The 26432-nt window shown below is 39.8% G+C and carries 28 protein-coding genes and 2 tRNA genes; 9 read left to right on the top strand and 21 right to left on the bottom strand.

Annotated elements, in window-relative coordinates; all coding sequences use genetic code 11:
• Positions 1-314: 314 nt before the first annotated feature.
• From HMPREF9145_RS09460 to HMPREF9145_RS09445, 4 genes are all read right to left on the bottom strand, one after another.
• The gene (locus tag HMPREF9145_RS09460) at positions 315-1352 is read right to left on the bottom strand and encodes a DUF6057 family protein (protein ID WP_231369785.1); all 1038 of its coding nucleotides are present in this window, start codon (positions 1350-1352) and stop codon (positions 315-317) included.
• Positions 1353-1478: 126 nt separating this feature from the next.
• Positions 1479-3551, bottom strand: coding sequence for an alpha amylase C-terminal domain-containing protein (locus tag HMPREF9145_RS09455; RefSeq protein WP_021826103.1), 2073 nt, complete (start codon positions 3549-3551; stop codon positions 1479-1481).
• Positions 3552-3553: 2 nt separating this feature from the next.
• Entirely contained in the window at positions 3554-4009 is a 456-nt protein-coding gene (locus HMPREF9145_RS09450) for a YhcH/YjgK/YiaL family protein (protein ID WP_021826039.1), read from the bottom strand.
• A gap of 25 nt (positions 4010-4034) precedes the next feature.
• Positions 4035-5147 carry a phosphatidylinositol-4-phosphate 5-kinase gene (locus HMPREF9145_RS09445; RefSeq protein WP_036907274.1) on the bottom strand — a complete coding sequence of 371 codons (1113 nt, stop codon included), beginning with the start codon at positions 5145-5147 and terminating at the stop codon, positions 4035-4037.
• Between the two features lie 596 nt (positions 5148-5743).
• Here HMPREF9145_RS09445 and HMPREF9145_RS09440 point away from each other — a divergent pair.
• A complete protein-coding gene (locus HMPREF9145_RS09440) occupies positions 5744-6217 on the top strand; it encodes a Dps family protein (protein WP_021826064.1) in 474 nt (157 codons plus the stop codon).
• 360 nt (positions 6218-6577) lie between these two features.
• On the top strand, positions 6578-7321 hold the full coding sequence (kdsB, locus tag HMPREF9145_RS09435) for a 3-deoxy-manno-octulosonate cytidylyltransferase (RefSeq protein ID WP_021826121.1): 744 nt from the start codon (positions 6578-6580) through the stop codon (positions 7319-7321).
• On the opposite strand, the gene HMPREF9145_RS09430 is transcribed toward kdsB, so the two are convergent.
• A complete protein-coding gene (locus tag HMPREF9145_RS09430) occupies positions 7302-8006 on the bottom strand; it encodes a DUF2461 domain-containing protein (protein ID WP_021826101.1) in 705 nt (234 codons plus the stop codon). The two genes, kdsB and HMPREF9145_RS09430, sit on opposite strands and share 20 nt — an antisense overlap.
• Positions 8007-8061: 55 nt before the next feature.
• Here HMPREF9145_RS09430 and nth point away from each other — a divergent pair, with 55 nt between their 5' ends.
• Entirely contained in the window at positions 8062-8751 is a 690-nt protein-coding gene (gene nth / locus HMPREF9145_RS09425) for an endonuclease III (protein WP_021826040.1), read from the top strand.
• Between the two features lie 95 nt (positions 8752-8846).
• Here nth and HMPREF9145_RS09420 read toward each other — a convergent pair whose 3' ends face one another.
• Positions 8847-10304 carry an aminoacyl-histidine dipeptidase gene (locus HMPREF9145_RS09420; RefSeq protein ID WP_021826117.1) on the bottom strand — a complete coding sequence of 486 codons (1458 nt, stop codon included), beginning with the start codon at positions 10302-10304 and terminating at the stop codon, positions 8847-8849.
• Between the two features lie 101 nt (positions 10305-10405).
• Between HMPREF9145_RS09420 and HMPREF9145_RS13980 the strand changes: the two genes are divergently transcribed.
• From HMPREF9145_RS13980 to HMPREF9145_RS09390, 6 genes are all read left to right on the top strand, one after another.
• Positions 10406-10600, top strand: a complete 195-nt coding sequence (locus tag HMPREF9145_RS13980; RefSeq protein WP_007133361.1) for a hypothetical protein — start codon at positions 10406-10408, stop codon at positions 10598-10600.
• Between the two features lie 33 nt (positions 10601-10633).
• On the top strand, positions 10634-11254 hold the full coding sequence (locus HMPREF9145_RS09410) for an OmpH/Skp family outer membrane protein (protein WP_036907257.1): 621 nt from the start codon (positions 10634-10636) through the stop codon (positions 11252-11254).
• A 222-nt stretch (positions 11255-11476) separates the two neighbouring features.
• Positions 11477-11989: a YcxB family protein gene (locus HMPREF9145_RS09405; RefSeq protein ID WP_021826055.1), complete on the top strand. Its 513-nt coding sequence runs from the start codon at positions 11477-11479 to the stop codon at positions 11987-11989.
• Positions 11986-13074: a hypothetical protein gene (locus HMPREF9145_RS09400; protein ID WP_021826069.1), complete on the top strand. Its 1089-nt coding sequence runs from the start codon at positions 11986-11988 to the stop codon at positions 13072-13074. Before HMPREF9145_RS09405 ends, HMPREF9145_RS09400 begins: the two co-directional genes overlap by 4 nt.
• 29 nt (positions 13075-13103) lie before the next feature.
• On the top strand, positions 13104-13526 hold the full coding sequence (locus tag HMPREF9145_RS09395; RefSeq protein ID WP_021826063.1) for a hypothetical protein: 423 nt from the start codon (positions 13104-13106) through the stop codon (positions 13524-13526).
• 115 nt (positions 13527-13641) lie between these two features.
• Positions 13642-13896: a hypothetical protein gene (locus HMPREF9145_RS09390; RefSeq protein ID WP_021826049.1), complete on the top strand. Its 255-nt coding sequence runs from the start codon at positions 13642-13644 to the stop codon at positions 13894-13896.
• A 352-nt stretch (positions 13897-14248) separates the two neighbouring features.
• On the opposite strand, the gene HMPREF9145_RS09385 is transcribed toward HMPREF9145_RS09390, so the two are convergent.
• From HMPREF9145_RS09385 to HMPREF9145_RS09315, 15 genes are all read right to left on the bottom strand, one after another.
• Positions 14249-14322, bottom strand: a tRNA-Asp gene (locus HMPREF9145_RS09385).
• Positions 14323-14346: 24 nt separating this feature from the next.
• Positions 14347-14423: transfer RNA gene (locus tag HMPREF9145_RS09380), tRNA-Asp, on the bottom strand.
• A gap of 75 nt (positions 14424-14498) precedes the next feature.
• Positions 14499-15008 carry a GNAT family N-acetyltransferase gene (locus HMPREF9145_RS09375; protein ID WP_021826048.1) on the bottom strand — a complete coding sequence of 170 codons (510 nt, stop codon included), beginning with the start codon at positions 15006-15008 and terminating at the stop codon, positions 14499-14501.
• Positions 14998-16176, bottom strand: coding sequence for a glycosyltransferase family 2 protein (locus HMPREF9145_RS09370; protein WP_036907271.1), 1179 nt, complete (start codon positions 16174-16176; stop codon positions 14998-15000). The genes HMPREF9145_RS09375 and HMPREF9145_RS09370 overlap by 11 nt, the downstream gene beginning before the upstream one ends.
• A gap of 23 nt (positions 16177-16199) precedes the next feature.
• Entirely contained in the window at positions 16200-16643 is a 444-nt protein-coding gene (locus HMPREF9145_RS09365; RefSeq protein ID WP_021826032.1) for a hypothetical protein, read from the bottom strand.
• A gap of 17 nt (positions 16644-16660) precedes the next feature.
• On the bottom strand, positions 16661-17272 hold the full coding sequence (recR, locus tag HMPREF9145_RS09360) for a recombination mediator RecR (RefSeq protein ID WP_021826056.1): 612 nt from the start codon (positions 17270-17272) through the stop codon (positions 16661-16663).
• 5 nt (positions 17273-17277) lie between these two features.
• Entirely contained in the window at positions 17278-17763 is a 486-nt protein-coding gene (locus tag HMPREF9145_RS09355; protein WP_021826027.1) for an outer membrane beta-barrel protein, read from the bottom strand.
• A gap of 104 nt (positions 17764-17867) precedes the next feature.
• Positions 17868-18533, bottom strand: coding sequence for a B3/B4 domain-containing protein (locus tag HMPREF9145_RS09350; RefSeq protein WP_021826072.1), 666 nt, complete (start codon positions 18531-18533; stop codon positions 17868-17870).
• A gap of 69 nt (positions 18534-18602) precedes the next feature.
• Positions 18603-19028: an energy transducer TonB gene (locus tag HMPREF9145_RS09345; protein WP_052026756.1), complete on the bottom strand. Its 426-nt coding sequence runs from the start codon at positions 19026-19028 to the stop codon at positions 18603-18605.
• Positions 19029-19040: 12 nt separating this feature from the next.
• Positions 19041-20204 (bottom strand): serpin family protein, encoded by a 1164-nt coding sequence (locus HMPREF9145_RS09340; RefSeq protein WP_021826062.1) that lies wholly within the window; start codon positions 20202-20204, stop codon positions 19041-19043.
• A gap of 408 nt (positions 20205-20612) precedes the next feature.
• Positions 20613-21704: an ABC transporter permease gene (locus tag HMPREF9145_RS09335; protein ID WP_021826084.1), complete on the bottom strand. Its 1092-nt coding sequence runs from the start codon at positions 21702-21704 to the stop codon at positions 20613-20615.
• A 1-nt stretch (position 21705) separates the two neighbouring features.
• On the bottom strand, positions 21706-22788 hold the full coding sequence (locus HMPREF9145_RS09330) for an ABC transporter permease (protein WP_036907252.1): 1083 nt from the start codon (positions 22786-22788) through the stop codon (positions 21706-21708).
• Between the two features lies 1 nt (position 22789).
• On the bottom strand, positions 22790-24280 hold the full coding sequence (locus tag HMPREF9145_RS09325; RefSeq protein ID WP_021826092.1) for an ATP-binding cassette domain-containing protein: 1491 nt from the start codon (positions 24278-24280) through the stop codon (positions 22790-22792).
• Entirely contained in the window at positions 24261-25148 is an 888-nt protein-coding gene (locus HMPREF9145_RS09320) for an HlyD family secretion protein (protein ID WP_036907249.1), read from the bottom strand. The genes HMPREF9145_RS09325 and HMPREF9145_RS09320 overlap by 20 nt, the downstream gene beginning before the upstream one ends.
• Positions 25149-25166: 18 nt before the next feature.
• Positions 25167-26408, bottom strand: coding sequence for a TolC family protein (locus HMPREF9145_RS09315; RefSeq protein ID WP_021826088.1), 1242 nt, complete (start codon positions 26406-26408; stop codon positions 25167-25169).
• Positions 26409-26432 lie beyond the last annotated feature (24 nt).

Raw genomic sequence — 26432 nt, 5'->3', positions numbered from 1 at the left:
GAGTAGAGAGAGAGAGAGAGAGAGAGAGTAGCAAATTATTTGGAACTACCAAATAATTTGATGACTTTTTTGCAAAAAAGCCACTCTTTTTTTGAGCCATAAATCCACGCTCCAAACGAGCATTAGATTGCTGCAAAATAATATGATTCTCTGTTAATCTCAACTCCTTATTTGTTTAGAAACTGGCGCAAAGGTAGAATATTATTTCGAATTGACCAAAAAATTAAAGAAATAAAATCAAATGAAGCGCCATTTCATACAAAATCTTTTCTTATTTGAAGAAGAAAAATATCGGTTTACAAGAGGTCTGCGCACTAATGTTTTAATTGATAATAATACGCCCAATAGGTGTTGCCATAGGTATCGCGGATGGCTGCAATGCGCTGCCGAGCATCATTATATTGCTTTATCAATGTTTGGAAATCTGTGAAATCGGCTTCCATCACACTATTGTGATAAACAACATAGGGATTAGATCGCAAATGATTATAAAGCACAAGAGCCTCGCAATAATGTTTGGGCAGTGGTTTCTTGAGATCATAATACTTCCCAATTGCATGCACAAATGAATCTAAATTGCCGTCCATCAAATAAGCGCAAAGCTGATAATCATGCGCTGCCTTGGTTGCCAAATGATGCTGATGGATAAAGCGTAGATAGTGCATCGTACTCATTTTCTGTCGAAACATTCCGCCCAAATGCTGATATAAGGGAGCTTGTCCGCAAAGAAGATAATGCACATTGGGATTGCTTGGCAGCATAACGGCTGAACCTCCCACCAAAGCATATTCGAACAATCGCTCGGGAAGTTGCCCAGACAACGATAGCGCGTAGACACGAAGATTGGTTAAAGACGAATCTGTTTGCAACGCACGTGCATAAGTGGCTGTAGCTTTCTTATAATTCTGCGAGGCTATACATTGTTCAACATCCAAGCGCATGTGAAGCACGCGCTGATGATTTGCACCAAACATCACTAACATAAACAAAGCCGTCAGTCCGCAATAGTTTATCCACGACGTTCTACTGAAGAAACCAAATTCACCGTCAGAGGAATCATAATCTTGCAATTGACGCGCATAAAAGAGGGCAACAGCATCGAGAATGATAATCAACGGAGCTATCCACCACCATGGCCCGATTGTTATTCCGCTCGTATAGTTCCCGTCAACTGCGGTTAAAGTGGTGAGCAAAACCATTGAGGGAACATACGTCAGGATATGAAGACGACCATTCAAATGCGTGACAACATACAGCACGAGCTGCAATAACATCAGCAACGAAGTGATGATTATTGCCCCTATCAACCGATTGTAATGGGTCTGTCCGTTTGAAAGTATGTGTTGCATCATAGCCAACAGGTTATCTTGATAGCAAAACAGATAACTAAACGTGAAGACTACGAAGAACAAGGCACACTTTATTATATAAGGACGTGAGCCGTATGTTTTTGAAAAGAGTGGTGACATCTATTAATATTAATTCTTCTTTAGCACCAAAGCAGTGCGTGCCGGCAAATAGAGTTTCAGCCATTCTTTATGCTCATTGACATAAAGAGGGTCGTAGTTTGTCAGATGAGTTAAGGAATCATCATTGAAACCATTTCCTCCAAAGCATTTGTTGTCGCTGTCGAGCACTACATCATAACTACCAACGGGCACAAGAAAACCATAGTCTGTAAAAGAAGTTGTGGGTGAGAAATTGAAAACGAAAAGTAAATCTCCACGCATATAGGCCAAGACTTGGTCACCATCATTGTGCCAAATCTCACGTACCTCGGTGTTGATAAAGTTTCGTTCGCTCTTGATTACTTTCAACATTTCTCGATCAAAATCACCCAAAAAATGATAATCAAGTTCTTTATTGTCGACCAAATTCCATTGACGACGAGCATATTTATAGCTCCAGCCATTTCCTTCTCGTGGGAAATCAATCCATTCGGGATGGCCAAACTCATTTCCCATGAAGTTAAGATAGCCTCCGTTTATGGTGGAAGCGGTTACCAAACGAATCATCTTATGGAGTGCAATGCCTCGGAATGCAACGTCGTTTTCATCTCCAATCTTGAAATGCCAATACATATCAGCATCAATCAAACGGAAAATGAGCGTCTTATCCCCTACTAACGCCTGGTCGTGGCTCTCGCAATAAGAGATTGTTCTCTCATCTGCGCGCCGATTTTTAACCTCCCAGAAGATTGAACTTGGCTTCCAATTTTCATCCTTTTGCTCTTTAATGGTCTTAATCCAAAAGTCTGGAATATTCATCGCCATGCGGTAGTTGAAACCAAAACCGCCATCTTCAAACTTAGCAGCAAGGCCTGGCATACCACTAACTTCTTCTGCAATTGTAATCGCTTGGGGGTTTACTTCGTGAATAAGTTTATTGGCTAAAGTGAGATAACAAATGGCATTATCGTCTTCATGACCATTAAAATAATCACCATATCCACCGAAGGCTTCGCCCAATCCATGACTATAATAAAGCATTGAAGTAACTCCATCAAACCGGAAGCCATCAAAATGGAACTCGTTTAGCCAATATTTACAGTTAGAAAGCAGGAAGTGCATCACCTCATCTTTGCCATAATCAAAGCAAAGACTATCCCAAGCAGGATGTTCTCGACGTTCTCCGGGATAGAAATATTGATTAGGATCGCCTGCCAAATTCCCCAAACCTTCAACTTCATTCTTTACAGCATGCGAATGAACTATGTCCATAATGACTGCAATTCCTTTGGCATGGGCTTCATCAATCAGAGCTTTTAATTCTTCGGGAGTACCAAATCGGCTCGAAGGAGCAAAGAAAGAACTCACATGATAACCAAAAGAACCATAATAAGGATGTTCTTGTATCGCCATAATCTGAATGCAATTATAACCATCTTTTATGATTCGTGGCAACACATTTTCCTTAAATTCCGTATAGGTTCCAACCTTTTCTGCGTCTTGTCCCATACCAATATGGCACTCATAAATCAGCAATGGAGAGGTTTGAGGCTTGAATTTATCTTTTTTCCACTGATAGCTTTCTTTCGGATTCCATACTTGTGCAGAGAAGATTTTCGTCATTTCATCTTGTACAACGTGTGTAGCCCACGCGGGAATACGCTCACCTTCTCCCCCATTCCACTTCACATGCATCTTGTATAAATCACCATGATGCAAGGCTTTTTCGGGCAATCGGAGTTCCCAATTCCCAGTTCCTTCAATGCGCTTCGCAAGATATTTCTCTTCCTCCTGCCAGTTATTGAAGTCTCCTACCAAATAGATTGCAGTAGCATTTGGGGCCCATTCTCTGAAGACCCAACCGCGAGAAAGCTTATGAAGCCCATAGTAATTGTATCCATTTGCAAAGTCCGACAAACTCTTCTTGCCGTTATTTGTCAATTGTGACAATTTCCACAGCGCATGATCATGACGTCCTCGTATCGCATTTTCATAGGGTTCCAAAAAAGGATCTTTTTTAACAAGACCTATATGCTTTACAACTTTCTGTTCTTTTGTTGTTCTTTTAACTGCTCTTTTCGAGCTTCCCTTCTTTGTTTCCATAGCTAAATACAATTATTTTTCACCTTGAATATGGCTTTCTTAAAACTTTTTCCGTCGGCAATACATGGCGCATGACCATCTTGTGGAAAGAAAACGATAAACTGACCACGCTTCACTTTGACATAGTTTTGTGGCATAACACCTGGCACTTTAGCGATATCTCTTTCCACATCAAAGTCTACTTCGGGCAAATCTTCAACGGGACTATACTCAAAAATCTCATCAGAAGACAAAGGTATCTGAATGTCTATCATTTCTCGATGAAACTCTATCACAGCCTCATCCTTTTGTTTTCCCTTGCAAACCTCTATGTTTACAAACAAGTCATTCCCTTTTATCAGATGCTGTCCTTCGGCAAGTTGCATGAGATTATGGGTTTGTAGAAAAGCCTCTACATCACAAAACAAAGGGTTTAATGCCACATATTTGTGTAGATTTGCAATTTTATCAATGATCATTTTCGTTGAAATTAAATTCTAATCTTTAATCCTCAAAACGCCGACCTGATTCATATCGGCCTGAACGAGTAACGTTTCCATTTCGGTCTTTCTCTACAAATCGCCCATCACGACGGTCATCTACATAACTACCTTCAAAGCGATTGCCATCTTTGTCCTCTTCAATTGCAGGACCATTGCGCATACCTTTCTTATAACTTCCTTTGAAACGACTTCCATTTGCATAATGAATAATCACCTCACCATCTATCTTTCCATTCTTGAAATTGCCTTCAAAGGTGTCACCAGCTTTCTTTGTTAACTTCCCGTAACCATTCTGCAAATCATTCTTCCACTGCCCCACATAGACATCACCAGAACGCCATTCAAACGTGCCTTGACCGCTTTTGGCTCCTTCTTCAAAATGACCTGTATAGCGATCTCCGTTCACATACTTGAAGATTCCTTCTCCAGTACGTTCTCCTTGGACATAATCTCCCTCATAAACATCGCCATTTTGAAACTTATATATACCGCGTCCATTCTGTATATCATCAGCCCAGTTACCAACATATACGTCTCCATCGGCATACTTATTCGTCCCTTTGCCAGACCGTTGATTGTTCGCCCACATGCCATCATAGGTTGTTCCGTCGCCCCAATCAAAGAAACCACGCCCATTTTTCTGGTCATTTTTCCACTGACCATCATAATATGCACCACTGGAATAGGTGTATTTACCCTTTCCTTCGCGTTTATCTTGGGCCCAGTTGCCTTCATACTTATCACCATTATAGTAATACATCGTGCCCTGTCCTTGCTGATAATCACGAAACCAAAGTCCTACATATTTATTGTTATTGGCAAAGAAATAGGTTCCTCGGCCGTGTTGTTGGTCTTGAAACCATTGACCTTCATAGCGTTCTCCATCAGAAAATGAATAAGTTCCATATCCTTCACGCTTACCTTTGATGTATTCGCCTTCATAGGTATCGCCATTCTTAAATGTGGTATGCCCCTTTCCATTAGGCTTTCCATTCATCATTTGTCCCTTATATTGCCCGCCGTCATGCGTTGTACAAGAACCCAAGACTATCTTTTGTGCCGACAAAAACAGAGGCATAAGCAAAGCGTATGTGAATAATATAAGTTTTTTCACTGTATTTGCAATTATAGTTTCAAGGCCAAAGATAAGAAAATAATGGAACAAAACAAAATTAGTTAGCGTTTTTTATAGAACAATACAGATTATCATTAGGATGACTTCTCACGCCTTTTCGCATGATAAATCAATATAACCACAAAGTCACCGCAAAATAAAAACTATTACTATTCGTGCAATCTTGATTGACTTCAACCCAGAACAATAGTGAAAGAACCATGCGCTTTGATTATTTTAAGTCAAACCATCAAGCTTCATTTACCTAAAGAATAAGCCAAACTAATCCTATATATATAGGTATATAGAAACCAAGATGCCAAAACACACTGCGAGTTTAAGTATAAACAAGGGTAAGAACTATCTATTTTATCATCATCATTTGTAGGTAATTATCCATCTGAGCACATCCACTCATTATAGCATAAAACATTTATTATCAGCAATTTATATACCAACCTATATTTAAAAACTATTCCTTTATAGATTCTATCTGTTGCAATTTTCCTCCCCTTTCTATATCTTTGCAAAAGTAAAAGATTAAAAAACAGAGTTATTCTGTATATATTCAGTAATTAATTAAAAAAATTAAGACAATGAAAAATTTAGATTTCACAGGCTTAGATGCCAAGAAAGTAGAAAAGGTTGTAAAGGAATTAAATCAGTTGTTGGCTGATCTCCAAGTATATTATGCTAATCTTCGCGGTTTCCATTGGAACGTAAAGGGTGACAAGTTCTATCAACTCCACGAGTTTTATGAAAGTGAATACAATGAAGCTGCAGAGAAAGTAGACCAAGTTGCAGAGCGTTTGTTGCAGTTAGATGCACGTCCTGAGAACCGTTTCAGCGAATATCTCAAGATATCTCAACTGAAAGAAAATGGTTTTGAGCCAGAGAAGTTCGAAGGCTTGAAGTATATTCTCGACGTATATAAGCTTATCATTGCACAAGAACGCCGCGTTTTGGCAGCTGCACAAGAGGCTGACGACGAAGTAACTGTAGCCATGATAGATGACTATTTGACTGGTCAAGAGAAGAAAGTTTGGATGCTTGTTGCTACATTGAGCTAAACATCATCCTCCAAATACACAAGGCTTCCATGCTAATAAGGGCATGGGAGCCTTCTTTTTTATAAAGAAAAGTAAGTTCTTTTTATTCATCACACAATGTGATGCTACTTAAAAAGCACTTTGAAGCCCATTGGGGCATCCCGCAATTTGCGTCAAATAACCACATTATCTGCGTCATTTCATGCCATGAAATCATGCAAATTGCAATGCAATATGAGCCTTTTCACAATTGAATAAGCCATAGAGAAACATACCATTACTACCTTATTACCGAAAAACAGATGTATTTTTGAAATAAAATTAGTATGACAATATAAGATTTTTCATTATCTTTGCGAGAACAATAAACATTAAACACAAATGAAATTTATTGGATTAATCCCAGCCCGTTATGGCTCCTCACGCTTCCCGGGCAAACCTTTAGCGTTGTTGGCAGGTAAGCCTGTCATTCAGCATGTATACGAACAAGCAAATAAAGTGCTTGATGCCGTCTTCGTAGCAACAGATGATGAGCGCATATATAATAAGGTATTAGCGTTTGGAGGCAAGGCAGTGATGACCTCAACAGAACATCACAGCGGCACAGACCGCATCGAAGAAGCATTCGAAAAGATTGGAGGCGACTTTGATGTTGTAGTGAATATTCAGGGAGATGAACCTTTTATAGCACAAAGTCAAATAGAAACCTTGTGCCATTGTTTTGATGATGACCACACACAGATAGCCACTTTAGGAAAGCCTTTCGATGATATGGAAGCCGTTGAGAACCCAAATTCCCCGAAGATTGTTGTCGACAATCGCGGCTATGCCATGTATTTCAGCCGAAGCATCATCCCTTTTGTACGCAGTGTTGACAAGCAAAACTGGTTGGAAAACTACCCATTTTTGAAACATTTGGGCATCTATGCTTATCGCAAAGACGTATTAAGAGAGATTACAAAACTACCACAATCTTCTCTCGAATTGGCCGAAAGTCTCGAACAACTGCGTTGGTTGCAGAATGGATATCGCGTGAAAGTAGGCATCACGAATGTCGAAACAGTTGGTATCGACACTCCCGAAGACCTACAACGTGCCAAAGATTTTATTCGTAATCGTCAATAACATTGTTCATAAAGTCCATTGCTGGTTTGGCTGTCTTAAAGATATCAACAATCTCTTTGAGCCAGCCATCGCCATCAAAAAAGTCATCTGGAACGGCATGCCAGCAGCAATAATCCTTCATTCGCAAGTATTTCACAAACTCATAATCACGTGGAAAGCCCTTAGGAACAGTCTTTAAGCACTCCAATCCAAAGCCTTTTCCACATGGATCGCCCCATTTTCCGTCGTTAGGATAGCCAAAAAGTTTGATGAACTTCCCGTTTTCAACACATTTTCTCCATTCATCAATATTCCCCATAATCTCATTTCGGCAAGCCGTTAGGATGTTGGTAGGCAACCAATAGCTACCAACACCGAGCATACACTGGCCCGGTTGCAAATGGAGATAATAGCCTCCACGCAACGATTTCTTGCCATGCGCACAGATATAAGCACCAAGATGGTCTTTATAAGGGCGCTTATCTTCACTGAAACGCGTATCACGATTGAAACGATAGCAAGCATCTTTGGGAGTGATATGCGAGATAGAAGCATCAAACTGCGCAATCGTTGCAACAGCTTGTGTCACTCCTTCCTCAAAATTCTGCCTGCAAACATTATACTCTTGTTTATGTTCCTGAAACCAATATCTATTGTTATTGGCTGATAAATCACGTAAATAACGCAATATTCTTTTTGCATCCATAGCCTTTTCTCATTTATTTTTTGCAAAGATACTATATTTTTTATACTTTTGTTGCATGACAAGAAAAGAAAGATTTGACTATATTCTAAATTATTTTCGACAGAAACAAGGTCCTGTAACTACGGAACTTGACTTTGGAAGTGCATTCCAATTGATTGTTGCAACATTGCTAAGTGCACAATGTACAGATAAGCGTATCAACATGATTACCCCCGAATTGTTTCGCCATTACCCAACCGCAGAGGCTATGGCAAAGGCAAACTGGGAGGACATCTTTGAGCTAATAAAGAGTGTGAGCTATCCCAATGCAAAGGCACATCATTTGAGTGAGATGTCAAAGATACTGGTAGAGCAATTCAATGGCAAGGTTCCTGATAACACAGAAGAGTTAACTCAGCTTCCTGGCGTAGGCAGAAAAACAGCAAATGTCGTTCAATCGGTATGGTTTGGAAAGCCTACCTTAGCAGTAGATACGCATGTATATCGCGTTAGTCACCGCCTAAGCTTGGTTCCAGAAGCTGCAAATACTCCCCTAAAAGTAGAGTTGGAACTCTTAAAACACATTCCTGAAGCTGATGTAAGTAATGCACATCATTGGCTGTTACTGCACGGAAGATATGTTTGCAAGAGCCAAAAACCGCAATGTGATGATTGTCCTTTTAATACAATCTGCCCCACTGGTATCAATTTATTAAAAGGAAAGACAACATCTAAGCAACCGAAATTAAAGGCAAAAAAAGAATAATCAAACGAACAACCCATAGAAAAGCCTCACTTTCAAAGCACTTTATAAGAACTATTGAAAGTGAGGCTATTTCTTTGTTTGCTATTTATTAGAACTTATTCTTGTGGAATATTCTTAAGGATTTCAAGCAAATGCTCCCACACCATCTGTACTGTTGGGATGTGCAAACATTCATCTGGTGTATGAACATTACGCAAAGTAGGACCAAAGCTAACCATATCTAACTCGGGATATTTCTCAGAAAAGAGACCACATTCAAGCCCCGCATGAATTCCTTTCACGGTGGGTTCTTTCTCAAACAGCTTCTTATAAGCGTCTACTGTAAGCTTAACGAGCTTGCTGTTTGGGTTCATCTTCCAAGCAGGATAGCCGTCATTCTGAACCACTTTGCCTCCACTCAGTTCGAAAACTGCCTTTACGGTATTGGCCATATTCTTAAGATTGCTCATTACATTGCTTCGTTGACTGGCAACAATCACAATCTTTTCAGCCTCACTTTGAATGCTTGCAACATTACTTGAGGTTTCAACCATGTAGGCAATAGCTTCATCTTGACATGTTGTAAGCGGACCATTGTCTAACGCTTGCATAGACAAGATGAGCCCATGTGATACATTCTGTGGAATAACTTGCTGACGCTCAACACTTTGAATAGCCCAATGCATCGTAGGATCTGTTACATGGAACTCATCTTCTACACCTACTGTAAACACATTCCAATCAGCCATTACCTCTTCCTTACGGTCATTTGGCACTGCGAATATAATCTTTCCATCGCGTGGGATGGCGTTATGCATCTTGCCAGAGTTCCATTGTGACAAGCGAAAATCCATCTTTTCTTGCTCCAAATAAAGGAAACGAGCCATGATTTTAATTGCATTTGCGCGCTTCTTATTTATGTCATCGCCTGAATGTCCGCCGTTAAGACCTTTCAAAGAGGCTTGCATAAAGAAATAATCTGCTGGTGCTTCCTCACGTTTGAACTCGTAAGTAACAGTTGTATTGATACCTCCTGCACAAGAAATAAATATCTGTCCCTCGTCTTCTGAATCGAGATTGATAAGATATTTGCCAGTCATGAAACCCGGTTTCATACCAAACGCTCCTGTCAAACCAGTCTCTTCATCACGTGTGAACACACATTCTATAGGACCATGTTCTATATCATTGCTATCAAGAATAGCCAATTCAATTGCACAACCGATACCATCGTCTGCGCCAAGTGTAGTTCCTTTCGCACGCAACCATTCGCCATCGACGTAGGTTTGAATAGCATCTGTGTGGAAATCAAAGTCTACATCCACCAACTTATCACATACCATGTCCATGTGACTCTGTAGGATTGTCGTTGCCAAATGCTCCAAACCTTTGGTCGCCGGCTTACGAATAATCACATTACCAGTTTCATCTTCCTTTACTTCGAGATGGCGATCGGCAGCAAACTTCTTAAGATATGCTGCCATTTTCTCTTCATGTTTGGAAGGACGTGGAATCTTGTTAATCTCTGCAAACTGCTCAAACACGCGAGCAGGTCTTAGTTCTACATTACTCATTTTTTATATCTTTTTACTTTGTTTTATTTTGTTCTTTTATCGATTTATATTACCTTTGCCCATATTTAATTGCTTAAAGGTACACTGCAAAAGTAATAAAAATGATCAAGACAATAGTATTGAGCGTGTTAATAATTGCTATATCCGTTGCGTTATTATGCATAAAGATTATCTTTCTAAAAGGAGGAAAGTTCACTTCTCAGCATATTCACGACAATGCTGCATTGAGAAAGCAGGGTATTCATTGTGTCATTGATCAAGACAAAGAGGCAAGAAAGAGTAATAAAGCATTCTAAATATTGTATAAAATCAAAAATAACATAAAAGAAATGAACAAGAAAAACATTCTAAAAACAATGGTTTTAGCTGCAATTACAACAGTAGCTATGACCAGTTGTAATCAGTCTGCACCAAAAGTAGACGAGAAATCTGATGCCGCTCAACCGACACCAAAAGGTTTAAAGATTGCTTACGTTGAGGTAGATAGTATCATGAGCCAGTATCAATTCTGCAAAGATTACTCTCTTTTGCTTCAAAAGAAGGGACAAAACATCCAGAATACCTTGGCCGCTAAACAGCAACAACTGCAAGCTGCGGCTGCAAACTTCCAGCAAAAGGTACAACAAAACGCTTACACTCGTGAGCAAGCAGAAGCTATTAACGCTAATCTTCAGAAGCAAAACACTGATTTACAGGCACTCAATCAACGCTTAACAAACGAGTTCCAGACTGAAACGGAGAAATACAACAACGCTCTTCGTGACAGCATTCAGCACTATTTGAAGGTTTATAACAAGGATAAACACTATAGTTTAATCCTTAGCAAAGCTGGGGATAACCTGCTTTATGCTGATAAGTCTTTTGATATCACCAACGAAATTATTGCTGGTTTGAACAAGGCCTATAAGCCTTCAGAGAAAATGAAGGCTGCTATGCCAACGAAAAAATAAAGTATTTGCTTCCTAAATCTCATTATATAAAAGGGTGAGTACTATGTAATAGTATTGTCAACCTGCATATAAGAGAGGATAAATCCATTAAAAGAGTCTCTTTTCTTCATTCGAACAACGAAGAAAGGAGACTCTTTTCGTTTTCTTAAAATAAAGGAAGTAAAACGCAAATCATATATAATAAAATTTATATCTTTGTAAAAACAATCTATAAAAGAAGTTATGGAAGAGCCTAAATTCATTATTACAAGGAAACCAACAAAGGAGGATTTCATCCAATTTAACCGCGTTATTAGCGACAAAGAGTTTCATTTCAAACGCTCAGTCACTATTGTTAGCATTGTAATTTTTGTTATATGGACCGATGTTCTCTTATCTATACATCTACAAAGTAAGGTGCTAACGGCTGCCTTATTCCTTCTAAACATCCTCATGATTGTCTTTTATAACTGGAACGTTAGAAAGCGAAGAGACCGCAAGGCAAGTAAACTTTATGATCAAAACAAGATGTTTAATAGTCTGAGTCAAATCAAACTATCATTATTTGACGACCATATTGAAACTCACACGGACTTAGAACAGGGCAATATTCCCTATGACAAACTCTATAAAATCATAGAGACCCCAACACATTTCTATTTCATGTACGCTAAAAACCAAGGTATTATTATTGCTAAAGAGGGTGAAGCCATGACCGACTTTGTCCTTAAACTGAAAGAGAAATACAAGTTATGAAGACATTTTCTATCCTTTTTGCTGCGCTGACTTTACTCATTTCAGCTGCCTGTTCTACAACAGAAAAGAAAGTTATCAATGCTCATCAACTTCTTGGAAAATGGGAAAGTGTCAGTAAGAAACCTTTGAACATGGCACAAACACTCACCATTTCGAAGGCTGAAGTCTATTATGACCCAGCAATAGGAGACACGGTTATGTACTTCGATAGCTACAAAATCAATCATGATAGCCTACGACTTAACTATCAGAAGTCTAAGAATTATGAATGTGTTATCCGTTCTTTAAATGATAGTTCCCTTGAAATCACGGGACTTCCCTTTAGAGAAAAGGAAAAGATTCAATTCATTAAGTCGCTCGTTGACACCACACAACTCCACGGAATATGGCTCAGTAACATTAAAGAAGGCACACTTCACAAACTTGTATTGAACATTTCAGAGCATGATATTGCTTATTCTTGGAGAGAATTTGGGTTCATTTCCTGTTTCACTCCTTATGCTTTATGTGATGACACGCTGAAAATAAAGACTGAAAATAACAAAAATCAAAAGATTGTTATACGTAAGTTGAATCACAATCAGCTTGTGCTTTCTGCATTTCCTGGCATGAAAACAGCACCTGTTTCCTTTACGAAATTACAACCACAACAATTAGATATCATCCTTAATACTGACAGTTTAAGTATCAAAAGCCCTGACAAAATAACCTTTACCATTACAAAAGAACAGATGCTTGAAGCCAGAACAATTCTCGAAAACTTTATGGATACAACACAATATAGGCAGAATATGCAGCAATTACTTGTCAAACAATATGGTAAACAAGCAAATAATAGGCCTTATAGTTTAGGCCCTTCACCTCTCCCCTTCAATCAATATTATCGTCAATATATAGGAGAAAAAGAAGAAGGACATATTTATATATCTGTTAATCTCTTAGGAATAGATATGACAAACTATAACGATAAGTTACTATTCAAAGACTGGATAAGAGTACATGACGGTGGAATCTACTTTGGAACAGCCAGAATAGACCTCACCAACAGAGAGGTTATCGCGTTTGATTTACATGGCGATGCTTAATCATATCACGCAATATAAATTATTATTTCATGGAAAAAGAAACCTATACTCCACGACATATCATCAGAAATCTTGTGTTGGCAAATCTATTTATCTATCTTTTGATGGTAGCTTGTAACCAGATTCAAATGATAATATGGTTCTTTAGTGATGAGAATTCTATCCTGTTCGGTATGGATTTACTCTCTTATACGCTTTCGTTTGCACTTGCTTATCCCGTCGGAGCAGCTATTTCATGGATATTCTTCAATATAGATTCATGGATAAAAATGGCTATATTGCAAGTTTTTATCAGTAATCTCATTGTGTTTGCAATATGTTTTCTGCCTTCAATGGACTTTGATCTGTTTACCCTTATACTGCTTACCATATACTTTATCTTTGGTGGTCTCTGCTCAATCTTTGTCATATTCATTTGCTGTTATATACTCAGGAAATCATTCGAAGATTGATTTGAGCGAGGAGAAGTTGGCAACATGTCAGATAAATCTATTTGTAATGCTTGATATATTCAGTGAAAATTCATTACCTTTGCACCCACTAACTCTCAAAAAACAATAGAAAACTATGAATAACTGGATAAAGATTGCACTGCTTGTTGCCTTTCATGGTCTTATGATGACAGATTATTATTATTGGGATAAGGCACGAATTGCACTGACAACCTTCAAAGTTTACAATACCCACATGCCTGCATTTCAGCAGTTTGCACTAAGCCAACTCGACACCTTGGGCTACGTATTGATAGCCAACGTGACAATGATTGCCCTATTGGTGGTGTGGATTTGTTTCAGCAAAAAGCGCAATACAAAAACCTCTTGAGTCTTAAACAGCGTTTAATTAAATTGCATCCTGTACGTATAAACATATAATTGCAGGGCCATTATCACAAACTTTATTACGCTATATAACTTTATGCGCCACACAATATTTTAGGGAGAAACGCATAAAGTATTTTTCTTTTCTACCCAAGCCGTAACACATTGATTTACATTCCGCTACATCTTAAAACACAAGATGCCTCGAAACACAATATCATTCCTATCTTTTTACTGCGTAAAGTGACTGCTTTTGTCTTATGAAATGCACTATTTTATTTTGCAAAAGCATTGATTTCAAGTTGCCTATTGCCTATAAGCATAAAAAAGCCTCATTGCAAGAGCAATGAGGTTTGCGGTGCGTACGAGACTCGAACTCGTGACCTCCTGCGTGACAGGCAGGCATTCTAACCAACTGAACTAACGCACCAAGGTGCTAATTCAACAAGGATGATGGCGGTGCGTACGAGACTCGAACTCGTGACCTCCTGCGTGACAGGCAGGCATTCTAACCAACTGAACTAACGCACCATGGCACCTTGTTCTGAATTGCGTGTGCAAAGGTAAGGATAAATTTTTATTCTTGCAAACCTTTCTACACCTTTTTTACAAAAAATATTGTAGCAATTGTGCATCAACGAAACAATTATCTTCGCGCAACCAGTCTTTCATTGTCGTGTATTCCCTGAAACCCAACGATTTAAGTAGGTTCAAAGAAGGTTGATTATTGACGGAGACAATGGCATAAACTTGATGAAGATGGACCACTTTTCGTGCATAATCCAAGATGAGTTTCATTGCCTCTGTGGCATAACCACGCCGGCGATGCTTCATTTGAAGAATGATTCCGACCTCTGCTCTGCTGTGTTGTGGATCAAAATCTACCAAATCTATCAGTCCAACACTATTCCCTTTTTTATCTTCAATGATAAGTCTGAGCTGACGATCTGCATAGATATCTCCCGTCGCATGAGCAATATAATCATGTAAAAGATAACGCGAATAGGGCACGTTTACAGCCCCAACATGCCATGTTTCAATATCATTCTCAATCTCATAAAGCAGGTCTAAGTCTTCAGGCTCCATGGCTCTGAGTCTCACTTTGTTACTTTCCATATATGACTTTATCTTCAGTGATTAATATTTTTGATGAATATGTTCCCATAGAATAGCCTTCATTTGCACGCGAAGCCATATCATTCAACACAAAAGTATAGTCGAAAACGTCCATATCATAAACGAGATAAGTAAGTGAAAATTCCTTCTTTTCTGGAATAACAGGTATGTTTGTTGGACTGCCTTCTATGAAAAGAGCAGACAAATCATAATCCTTAGCAATCTTTTGGCAGTCATCAAGCATCGTTTTTTGACCGATAAAGACATAACACGAACGGCGTTTCTTCTGCTGAAATGATATGCCAAAAGAACACAAAAGCTTATGAACAGTCTGGCGAACAACAACCATTAAGGCTTTAAAAACAATGGCTATTTTCAAGAAATAGGCTGCAAACGAAACGACACCATAATGCTTTCGGATATAGATAAGCATGGCTTTATAAAACCGATGCACATAGCGATAGGAAGTCATTGCAGTGCTTTCGCCTTTATAATGCAGTATTTTTAGTGGCAAATACCAATTCTCCCACCCTTTCAAAAGCAACTGACAACTGAGTTCTATGTCTTCTCCATACATGAAATAATCGTCATCCAACATCCCCACTTGTAACAAAGCTTCACGCCGAAGAAAACAAAAGGCCCCACTGACGACCTCAATTTGGTGAGGCATATCCCACGAAATACCTCCCATATAGTAATGCGCTAACCTCTTATTATTAGGGAACAACCTGCTAAGCCCACTCATTTTATAAAGCGCAGTCATGGGAGTAGGCAGTCCACGTCGACTCTCTTTGGCACAACTTCCGTCTGCTTTGAGCATGCAAACTCCTGCAGCTCCCGCCTTGGGATGACGCTCCATGAAAGATAAAACGGCTTTCAACACACCCTCACCCACTATTGTATCGGGATTCAATAAAAGCACATATTCTCCCCGACTCTGCTCAATTGCAATGTTATTTGCACGTGCAAAACCCATGTTTTCACGATTTTCAATGTAACGAACTGAAGGAAAATGCGCCTTCAAATAAGTGATACTATCGTCTGAGGAGTGGTTATCAACAACAAGAATCTCGGCATTCAACCCCTCCAAAGCACGACAAAGTGAATGGAGACATTGTGCTAAATAGTACTTCACATTATAGTTAACGATTATTACCGAGAGCTGAATCACGCGTCACAAAGGCTGAAAACTTAGGATTGAATGATCGTATTGTATTCCTGTTCACAACGTTCTTGCGTAGGAAAAATAAAGAGAGTAGACAGAAAAAGGATAATGGCCATATAGCCAAAAGCAACATTCATGAAGACATAATAAAGCACAGCATTAACCAACATCGGCATAAGCAGCATTTCAAGTCTCACTAATGAATAAGCAAAAAACGTATTCAAAAGTGGGGTTTTATCGTCTTTTATGGCTTGACGAATGGCTCCAAACTTAAACAATCGTAAGGAAACAGGAATAAAACAAATGGTAATAACCTCCATTATTGAGGCAGAAAGAAAGTCAGAATTAGTGCTTTCATGTGCTGTTCCAACGATATTAAACACGTCGTTTTCATTGAGAACAATCCACAATAAGACTATAATGAGGTTAAGAAAATAATTAATTTGGAGTATCTTTTGTATGCGTTTCATCGTTTAATAAGTACTGTTCATTGTTTAAAAGGAGTTCGATTGATGATTGAACGACCAAGCGTCACCTCATCAGTATACTCTAACTCGTCGCCAACAGAAATGCCTCGAGCAATCACACTGATAGCAACATCGAAATCAGCAAGCTTTCGTGAGATAAAGAAATTTGTCGTATCACCTTCCATTGTAGAACTCAATGCAAGAATAACTTCCTTTATTTTGCCCGTCTTTACACGTTCTACAAGTGATGAAATCTCTATATCGTTCGGCCCAATACCATCCATCGGCGAGATAATTCCGCCCAACACATGGTATAACCCATTATATTGCTGGGTCTTTTCTATGGCCATTACGTCTTGAATATTCTCCACTACACAGATTGTTGTGGCGTCTCTTCTAACATCAGAACATATCGGACAGACATCCGTATCACTGATATTATGACACACTTTGCAGTATTTCACCTCGTGTTTGAGTGTAGTGATAGCCTCACTAAAGGCATCTACTTCTTCATTTTCACGTCGAAGCATATACAATACAAGGCGCAATGCTGACTTGCGCCCTATACCTGGTAGCTTGGAAAACTCGCTTACAGCCTTCTCTAAGAGTGAAGAAGGGTATTTATCTGACATAGATCTTAGAGATAAACGCCTATACCCACCTTCAAACCAATTGTAGAATACTGGCTGTGATCCTTGATACTTTGATCATAGTAGATAGCCGGCTCAAGGGTAACTGTATGACTTAAGAAGAAAGCATAACCCACTTCTACACCCGGCATAAAGTCATTATATCCCTTAGAATGAATGTATTTAGCATTTACTCCGAGGTAGATTCCATTCTGTTCGATATAATATCGTCCGCCAACACCTAATGAAAAGCTGTTTGGAGTCACATGACTTGAGCTTGTCTGTATACCCGCATTGCCTAATAACATCAATTCATCGGCTACCATATATCCTAACTTTGCCTGAACACCAAGATTCAGTTCATTAGCTCCATTGTAGCTTAAATTCAAACCAGTCAATGATGCTCCTGCATAAAGCTTACCTTCTTCAAACTGTGCATTGGCTGAGATTGTCATCAGTAATGCCGTGAACAATAAAATAATTTTCTTTTTCATAATTCTTCTTTTCCTTATAAAACTCTAATTGTTTGATTCAAATAATATGGAGTAATAGTGCAAATTTAATGATTTTATCACATCCAACAAAATTTTGTTTGATTTTATTTATAGACAAAGAACGTCCCCCCGTCACTGCAAGCATACTTTCGAAGCAACGCTTGTACATACAAAGCAGTAGACCAAACAGCATCTTCATTGCCATCATATCCATTGACAAGCACCAAGAGATGCGTCGTTTGAGCTGTTATTTTCGTGCGTTCATGGTCACTCGTTGGCGTTCCAATACCCCCTATTTTATCGCGATATACAGGCAAACCTTCAATATTCAATGGGCCACGCCCTATTCCTTCATAAGGTTCTTCAGCTCTACCGATGCCCAAAGTCAATTGATTTCCCACAATCTTATCTGCATCAAAACCACCTAAACTATACCCAAAGGCGATTGAAGCCAAGTTGATTAAGTCTACCAAAGTATCTATTTGATAGAGTTTTTTGCCTTGTAACATTCTACGAATCAAGGCTTCTGCGGCAGGACGATAACGCGAAGGATCTTTTCCACAAGCCCGATAAACGCGACGGGTTGCTGCAATTCCACTAATATCTTTTAGTGTTTCTGTGGTCAGTTCATTGCGAAACTGTTCACCCTTTGCATGGATTTCTTCCCACAATTCACTGCAAAAAGAAGAGTTTTCAACCTTAGCCTCCACACAAGCTCCTACGAAATGAGGACAAACTTGCTCTATTTCTTTACTTACAATAACTTCCATAATGACTACAAATGTAGGTAAAAAAATCAAGAAACGCGGACTTTCATTTCGCAAAACAAATCAAAAGTGCTATAAACCCTTAAACCTTATCGGGAAAACAAACCTACAACGAACAGGACGTCCGCCCTTGATAGCAGGCTTAAATCGTGGAAACTGTCGCCAAACTTTTAGGGCTTCATTCTCAAATGCGGTATCCGTTCGGTGGACAAATTGGGGACATGAGAGGGTCCCATCAGTCTCAACAATAAACTTTATCACCACTCTCCAATTGCCAGTACACTCTACTACTGTTGTCGGCCATTTCAAATGTTCAGCTATAAACTTAAACATTGCCTGCTGACCTCCTGGAAATTCGGGCATTGTATCACAGAATTCATAAATCGGTCCTTTTGTTTTCGTCGCATGAACACAAACAAACTTTTTCTCTTGTCCTATGGCAAAACCTTGCAAAGACAATAAGACGAGTGCTAAACACAATACCAATCGTTGTTTCATAAGCTTACTATACTAAAACCGTTGAACCTCACCGATGAAGCAGATTGCACCAAATCGATTGGTCACTACATAAAGAAATGGATGGTCACAGCGTACGAACCTTCTCTGGATTTCTTTCTTCTTAGGCTCTTCTGTAGCACAAAGTACAGCTACTTCCATCGTTGTTTTGGCCTCAGCTTCAGTGCGTTGCTCGTTAAAATCAATTTGAACCTCCTGCTTAACTCCTGAAACATACGCCTGTCCTAAAGTCATTTTTGAAAGGTTTGCAAGTTGCATGTCAAAGGCATCCCTAACACCTAAGTTCTTCAACACACTTATCATGTCGTTCTTCTTGGCTGTACTAAGGCGTGGAAACCATAGACTTACATCGGCCATTTGCATCTGTTTAAGCGTTTGTTGCCATGTAGTCACATCCAACTTTGACACAATCGGTTCTAACTTTTCTCCTGTTTTAGGCAATAATACATAAAGATTAAAGCCACCATTATATGGTATTTTTACCAATTGATAATCATTTGTTTCGGCATAATCTAACTTAAACCGTCCACTCATCAGCGGTACTTTCTGCTGCTTTCCCTCGGCTGTTGTGAACAAACTTACTTGAGTTTGCGATGAATCAAAAGCCTCTTTCCACACTCCATCAAATCGTAATGTGTTACTAAGGATAATCTTTTGTGCCTCATTTCCCTCTTCTATCGCAGCAAAATAACTTTCTTTCATGCGCTCTTCAAAGGCTGGTAGCAAGCTAATTCCACGACCAACATCAACCCTATTGTCGACAATCAGCGTTGTTACTTTATCATTTTGCGCCTTCGCTTGCCCGTCTTTTGTTGCCGCATCAACCAATAACATCTTGCGACATAAACGATCTGCCAATATGTCCCGACCCAAGAAACGATTTATTTGCCGTTGTGTCGCCCCATCAGCACCAGCATTGAGCATATTCAAAGTATAGCAAAGCCCAAGTGGAGAGACCAATAAGTTGTCATGATTCTTTTGCATCTCATGAACCAAACGAAAGGCCACGCCATTCACCATGCTGTCAACTTCAGCACGTTCTGCATCATTCAGTTTCACCTGCCCATACTTTCCTTTAGCCTTATCCTGTAAACTCGCAGACTTACAAGCAGTTAACAATAAAGCAAAAGCAATGATATACCATTTAATTTTCCTCATAATTTGTCTATATTCAGATATTCTTTTCACCATTGATTATGCCACAAAGATACGTGATTTTCAAATAGATTATTCACTAAGTCCTTTATTTTTTTTCTAAAAATACCTAAACAAGAATCACGAACACAAAAAGAATGTTGTATAAATGATTAGAGAAACCAGATTAAACCAGCAAATTAAGACTACAAAAACAAGCCTTTTTAAGCTGTAAACTGCATCATTTTGCAATGCGAAATGGCGTAGTTTACAGCTTAAAACGACGGAGATTACCTTATGTTTTGCCCCATATCGTTTTACGCATGATTGGCATCACTACAATGAAGGCTATTTCTTTTCATATCGTGCGCCATGAGATGATAGCGTTAGGTGATATTAAACCGCTCACTGAAAGCACACCTTCATAAAGAATTATCTATTTTTCCGATAGCTCAATACTGCCCAAGTATCTGCAAAAACAGATAAGAGAGTGAGCCCAAGCAACTGTGGAAGAATACTCATAAAACCTCCCCCACGCACATAAATCGTTCGAACACCATCAATAAAATAGGCAACTGGATTGATATAAGTAGTCAAATAAGCCCAGTGAGGCATAGAACGTGCGGGCGTAAGTAAGCCACTCATCAACAGACATATCAACAAAAAGAACCATAAAACGAACATGGCTTGCTGCATAGTATCGTTATAATTGGAAATGACCAACCCCAAACCACTGAAACAAAAAGATAAAAGCAGGGCAAGAAGATACACCCAAAACAAGCTTCCTACACACGAAAAACCATATAAAAACCTTGTAAGGACAATACAAATCGTCATGACCAACATGCCAAGTAGCCAATAAGGGATGAGCTTTGCCATGATAAACGTAAACTTACTCACAGGAGTTACGTTGATAGCTTCAATCGTTCCAGCCTCCTTTTCGGCTACAATGTTCAGGGCAGGTAAGGCTCCACAGATAACCATTAGCAAGATTCCAAAGAGTGAAGGAATCATGAATCGCTTACTATCTAAGTGCTTATTATATAAATATAAGGTTGAAACACGCTGACTTAAGGTGGTAAGCAGTCCTTCTGGAGCAACAGATGCGGTCACTATCTGATTCATATATGAAGCGCCCAACATGCCTTTCGACCCATTAACAGCATTTACCGCAATCTGTATTTGAGGGTGCTCGCCCCGCGTTTTATTACGTTCGAAGTGCGCAGGAACCTCTACTATCACGTCTGCTTCACATTGTTCTACGGCACTTAAAGCATCAGTATACGAAGCGTTCTGCCCCTTAAAGACGAAATAATGGCTTGCCTCTATGCGATGAACCAATTGTTGTGAAAGTGTAGAATGGTCGTTATCTACCACCACAACCGCTACGTTTTTCACGTCCATACGCATCACCCAAGGGAATACACACATAACAGCCACAGGATAAACCAACGCCAACACTTTCAGAAAGTGATTGCGGTTCATCTGTAAGAACTCTTTTTTTATGAGATAAAGAATAAGCATACTACCCCAATCTTTTATTAAATTTCAACAACGCTACCGTCAAAAAGAGCGTCGTCATGCCTAAAAGGGTGATGATTTCTGGCAAAACATATTGAAACGATACACCCATAATGAGTAATTTTCTCATTGCAGAGATATAATAACGCGGTGGAATCAGTGCCGCAACCCATTGCAAAACATGAGGCATACTCTCGATAGGAAACATCATGCCGCTTAGCATAGTGCAAGGCATTAACAACATAACGGCCGACATTAATAAGGCTGCCATCTGTGTCTTTGCTATCGTACTGATGAGCAATCCCAGGGATAAAGCCATGAATATATATATCGTTGAGACAAGTAAAATGAGCCAAAGACTGCCAGCAATTGGTACAAACAACACGTAACGTGACATGAGAAGAATCGCTAAAAGCACGACAAATGCCAACACAAGATAAGGTACTGCTTTCGCCAATATGATTAGAAACGGGCGCACAGGTGACACTAACAACACCTCCATTGTACCTCGTTCTTTCTCACGAACTATGCTGATACTCGTCATCATTGCACATATTAACATCAACAAAATCCCCATGATTCCTGGCACAAAGTTATAGGAACTCTTCATTTGGGGGTTATAAAGCATTTTTAAAGCAATGGCACTTGGGGACTTTCTTTGCATGACATTCATCAGTTGAGTGCCCATAATCTGTGAAGCATAATTATTATATTGCTGTGCCATATTAGGGTCTGTACCATCTATAATGAGCTGAACTCCACCATGTTTGCTGGCAAAATCAGTACTAAAAACAATCCCCATATCAGCCTTTTGATTACGAATCAGCTGCTCAGCTTCGGCAGGTGTGTGCACCTTATAGAGCACTTTGAAATACTCTGACTCATCAAGTGCATTAATCATCCGTTGTGTTTGATGATCGATCTGAGACATAACGACAACGGTTCTCACGTTTCTTACGTCAGTAGAGATTGCAAAACCAAAGATCAACATCAGTATAATGGGCATACCAAAGAGTATCATCATCGTGCGTCTATCACGCATAATGTGTTGCGTTTCCTTAATAATAAATGACCAAAACTCTTTCATACTAAACACTTTGCCGGTTGGATTGTCGCGCCAAGAAAGTAAAAACCTCATTCATATCACGTTTATTGAACTGTGATTTAAGTTCAGAAGGCGTCCCGATTGCACTTATCTTACCATCTACCATGATAGAGATTCTGTCGCAATATTCGGCTTCATCCATGTAATGTGTAGTCACAAAGATGGTTATTCCGCTTCGGGCTGCATCGTAAATTAACGTCCAAAACTGCTGTCTTGTGGCTGGATCGACACCGCCAGTTGGCTCATCTAAGAACACAATATCAGGCTCATGGAAGATACTTATGGAGAAAGCGAGCTTCTGTTTCCAGCCTAATGGGAGGGAAGAAACAATGTCGTTGGCATGGTCAGTAAACTGTAATTGTTGGAGTAACTGATGGAGTTTGCGGCTGATGTCAGCAGACTTCATGCCGTAGATATGACCAAACAATTGAATGTTTTCAGTCACAGTAAGGTCTTCATAGAGTGAAAACTTCTGACTCATATAGCCAATATATCGCTTCACTTGCTCGTACTGAGTAGACACATCGAAGCCAGCAACCATGGCATGTCCCCCAGTTGGCTGACTAAGTCCCGTCAAAATGTGCATTGCCGTGGTCTTTCCTGCACCATTAGCACCAAGGAAACCAAAGATCTCTCCACGGCGAACATTAAACGAAATGTCATCTACGGCACGGAAATCTCCAAAGGATTTCACTAAATGTTGCACCTGAATGACGTTTTCTTCGTGTTCCTTCTGGTTGTCGTTTACCTCATGTACCAACGCGGGTGGATTGAAAATAGCTTTGAATTGCGTTAATATTGTCTTGGGATTCCCTACTCCTTTCAACCTACCTTCATGTAAGAATGCCACGCAATCACACTGCAACACTTCGTCAATATAAGGCGTAGAAACTACTATTGTGATGTCATTTTGTTTCAAGGTTACAAGCATTTCCCAAAACTCTTTACGGCTAACGGGGTCGACACCCGTAGTGGGTTCGTCAAGAAAAAGAATGGAAGGCTTATGCACTAAAGCACAACATAGCGCCAGTTTTTGCTTCATTCCACCAGACAAAGCGCCTGCTCTTCGCGTCTTAAATCGTTCTATCTGCGAATAGATTGGAGCGATTAAGTCATAGCCTTCGGCTATCGTTGTGGAGAAAAGTGTTGCAAAGAACTTCAAGTTCTCTTCCACTGTAAGGTCTTGATAGAGTGAAAAATGACCAGGCATATACCCTACTCGTTTCCGAATATCATTCATATCCCGAACTACATCAAACCCATCTACACTGGCTTTTCCTGCATCTGCCAACAAAAGAGTCGTCAGAATACGAAACAAAGTGGTCTTCCCTGAGCCGTCAGGTCCTATGAGTCCAAAGATTTTTCCATGCTCAACATCAAACGAAACGTCATGTAATGCCTGCACTCTTCCATAGCTTTTAGACAATGCTCTGACAGATATTGACGGCCGATGATTAGAAGTTGACCTCGCCATACATACCTATTTTAATGCTACCATCATTCTTAACAGCCACCTTTATGGCATAAACTAAGTCGGCACGCTCGTCATTTGTGAGGATAGTTTTGGGTGTAAACTCACTCTGAGATGATATCCATGACACCACACCTTGATAGCTTTTACGTAGGTTATTCCCGTAATCTGAGAAGACAGTTACACGTTGACCGAGCTTCACTTTACTTAGTTGTTGGCTCGTGATATAAGCCCGAAGATAAAGCCGTTGGATATCAGCGACCTTAAAAAGAGGCTTTCCTGTCATGACAAACTCACCCTGTTCAGCATACTTCTCCAATACAGTTCCGCTGATAGGTGACGTGATATGACACTTCCGAAGCTGGTCAATGACTTGCAGTTTCTCTACATCTGCCGTCCCCATTTGAGCCGAAAGACTGCGCGTAGAGTTACCCAAGGTGGAATTTTGAGCTGCTAACTGTCGCTGAAGAACAAGCAATTGGTTTCGTGAATCATCTAATATCTTCCGGTTGGCAGCCCCATCTTTCACCAACTCCGCATAGCGTTTGACGTCTTCTTGGGCCTTAACAATCTGCTGACGCAAGGCAGCTACCTGCGTAGAAGCATTCGGTTTCTGTGCTTGATACACCATTTTTAGTGCACCAATCTGCCGTGCTTTCAGATAAAAGGGAATGGTATCAATACATCCAACCTCCTTGTTTACGATAACTTTTCCACCTTCTTGAATGTCAAAGCAAATCAGTTTTCCCGTTTGTTCGGCTGAAACAGTCACTTCTGTTGCCTCGAAAGTTCCTGTTGCGTCAAAGACATTATCATTGTTACTGCAGCCCATCAGCAGGCACATTACAGCAAATAACATTATTTTCTTCATCATAATTCTGTTCAGTTGTTATTGATTTATCGTATTTTTAAGTGCGTATAAGGCTTCAAGCAATTGGATTTCATGAGTCGAACGCTGTTGACGTGCCTTGGAAACTGCATTAATATCCCGCAACATCTCATTGATACTTTCCGTTCCTAAGCGTACTTTCTTCTCGCTCTTTCCGCGAATTTGCTCCCGAAGTCTTACGATTTCATCGTCCCGAAGCAGTTGTTTCTTGAGCATAGCTATGTTCCCTTCGGCTGTTTCTACCTCCAAATGATTATTAAAAAGAAAGGTAGCGCGCTCGCTTTCTATCTGCTGTTGCTGCACCATTAGCTTTTGAAGATCATTCTTTCGCGTATATAAGGCTCCAACATTCCAACTTAAAGTTAAACCACCAGCAAGCATTCCATTGTGTATCAGCGATGTAATCTTTGTATGATACACGCCCATTCCGAAGGCTTTTAGCGTTGGAAGAAGACTTGCATTCAATCGTTTTCGCTCCGCACCTAACTGATTTTCGCGTGCTTGGAAATAGGAAAGTTCTGGGCGTTTCACTTCTTCCGACTTCAAATCTAATGCAACAGGCAACTGCAATTGCACGTCTTTATCCAACGATTGATGTATAAAAAGACCCAACATCTTAAGAAATGATTGTCTCGAAGCCTGCTGCGCATCGAGCAATTGCAATGCATTCTCTTGCTCAACTGCCACTGCATCGACATCCGTTGGATTGGCAACACCTCCTCGCATCATTGCTTCAATGGTCTGCCGACTAAGTTTTAGGTCGTCAATCAGCAACGATGTATGTTTGATTTGCGCATCCAACAGCAGCACACCAAAATAGAGTTGCTCCACTCTCCGATTCAAATCATACAGCGAAACAGCCAATTGCTGACGCTGAACTTCGGTTTGTGCGCGGACAATCTGACGCTGAGCATGAATCTTTCCACCATCATACACATTCTGATTCAGCATCACCATGCCCGAAGCCAACGTTTTTTTAGTCTCCATTCCCATTTGTTTCATCACACCACTTACATTCAACAAGTCTGTAAAAGCAACGCCACTAAGCGACACAGACACTTGGGGCAACCAGGCTTTTGCAGCATTTTCCAATGTAAAATCACGTGTAAGTTCCATCAAATGATACTGACTCACAGCGGGATAATTGGCCTCGGCTCGCTGCTTGCAAGCCTCTAATGTGAGCGACTGTGCCCACAATTGCAGGGGCAAAACGCAACAACATATCAAGATTTTCCTTTTCATTATTCTGTCATCTAACTGCTGCAA

The organism is Segatella salivae F0493 (genome assembly GCF_000477535.1).
Lineage (GTDB): Bacteria > Bacteroidota > Bacteroidia > Bacteroidales > Bacteroidaceae > Prevotella > Prevotella salivae.
This window is presented reverse-complemented; position numbering and strand designations above follow the sequence as displayed.

Bases quoted from the DNA above. Each gene is read 5' to 3' on its own strand.
- HMPREF9145_RS09405 (WP_021826055.1), top strand. From the start codon at position 11,477: ATGGAAGAGCCTAAATTCATTATTACAAGGAAACCAACAAAGGAGGAT.
- HMPREF9145_RS09430 (WP_021826101.1), bottom strand. From the start codon at position 8,006: ATGGATGCAAAAAGAATATTGCGTTATTTACGTGATTTATCAGCCAAT.
- HMPREF9145_RS09335 (WP_021826084.1), bottom strand. From the start codon at position 21,704: ATGCTTATTCTTTATCTCATAAAAAAAGAGTTCTTACAGATGAACCGC.
- HMPREF9145_RS09450 (WP_021826039.1), bottom strand. From the start codon at position 4,009: ATGATCATTGATAAAATTGCAAATCTACACAAATATGTGGCATTAAAC.
- HMPREF9145_RS09460 (WP_231369785.1), bottom strand. From the start codon at position 1,352: ATGATGCAACACATACTTTCAAACGGACAGACCCATTACAATCGGTTG.
- HMPREF9145_RS09375 (WP_021826048.1), bottom strand. From the start codon at position 15,008: ATGGAAAGTAACAAAGTGAGACTCAGAGCCATGGAGCCTGAAGACTTA.
- HMPREF9145_RS09410 (WP_036907257.1), top strand. From the start codon at position 10,634: ATGAACAAGAAAAACATTCTAAAAACAATGGTTTTAGCTGCAATTACA.
- kdsB (WP_021826121.1), top strand. From the start codon at position 6,578: ATGAAATTTATTGGATTAATCCCAGCCCGTTATGGCTCCTCACGCTTC.
- HMPREF9145_RS13980 (WP_007133361.1), top strand. From the start codon at position 10,406: ATGATCAAGACAATAGTATTGAGCGTGTTAATAATTGCTATATCCGTT.
- HMPREF9145_RS09320 (WP_036907249.1), bottom strand. From the start codon at position 25,148: ATGAAGAAAATAATGTTATTTGCTGTAATGTGCCTGCTGATGGGCTGC.
- HMPREF9145_RS09395 (WP_021826063.1), top strand. From the start codon at position 13,104: ATGGAAAAAGAAACCTATACTCCACGACATATCATCAGAAATCTTGTG.
- HMPREF9145_RS09365 (WP_021826032.1), bottom strand. From the start codon at position 16,643: ATGAAACGCATACAAAAGATACTCCAAATTAATTATTTTCTTAACCTC.
- HMPREF9145_RS09345 (WP_052026756.1), bottom strand. From the start codon at position 19,028: ATGAAACAACGATTGGTATTGTGTTTAGCACTCGTCTTATTGTCTTTG.
- HMPREF9145_RS09390 (WP_021826049.1), top strand. From the start codon at position 13,642: ATGAATAACTGGATAAAGATTGCACTGCTTGTTGCCTTTCATGGTCTT.
- recR (WP_021826056.1), bottom strand. From the start codon at position 17,272: ATGTCAGATAAATACCCTTCTTCACTCTTAGAGAAGGCTGTAAGCGAG.
- HMPREF9145_RS09350 (WP_021826072.1), bottom strand. From the start codon at position 18,533: ATGGAAGTTATTGTAAGTAAAGAAATAGAGCAAGTTTGTCCTCATTTC.
- HMPREF9145_RS09455 (WP_021826103.1), bottom strand. From the start codon at position 3,551: ATGGAAACAAAGAAGGGAAGCTCGAAAAGAGCAGTTAAAAGAACAACA.
- HMPREF9145_RS09420 (WP_021826117.1), bottom strand. From the start codon at position 10,304: ATGAGTAATGTAGAACTAAGACCTGCTCGCGTGTTTGAGCAGTTTGCA.
- HMPREF9145_RS09440 (WP_021826064.1), top strand. From the start codon at position 5,744: ATGAAAAATTTAGATTTCACAGGCTTAGATGCCAAGAAAGTAGAAAAG.
- HMPREF9145_RS09340 (WP_021826062.1), bottom strand. From the start codon at position 20,204: ATGAGGAAAATTAAATGGTATATCATTGCTTTTGCTTTATTGTTAACT.
- nth (WP_021826040.1), top strand. From the start codon at position 8,062: ATGACAAGAAAAGAAAGATTTGACTATATTCTAAATTATTTTCGACAG.
- HMPREF9145_RS09315 (WP_021826088.1), bottom strand. From the start codon at position 26,408: ATGAAAAGGAAAATCTTGATATGTTGTTGCGTTTTGCCCCTGCAATTG.
- HMPREF9145_RS09400 (WP_021826069.1), top strand. From the start codon at position 11,986: ATGAAGACATTTTCTATCCTTTTTGCTGCGCTGACTTTACTCATTTCA.
- HMPREF9145_RS09325 (WP_021826092.1), bottom strand. From the start codon at position 24,280: ATGGCGAGGTCAACTTCTAATCATCGGCCGTCAATATCTGTCAGAGCA.
- HMPREF9145_RS09355 (WP_021826027.1), bottom strand. From the start codon at position 17,763: ATGAAAAAGAAAATTATTTTATTGTTCACGGCATTACTGATGACAATC.
- HMPREF9145_RS09330 (WP_036907252.1), bottom strand. From the start codon at position 22,788: ATGAAAGAGTTTTGGTCATTTATTATTAAGGAAACGCAACACATTATG.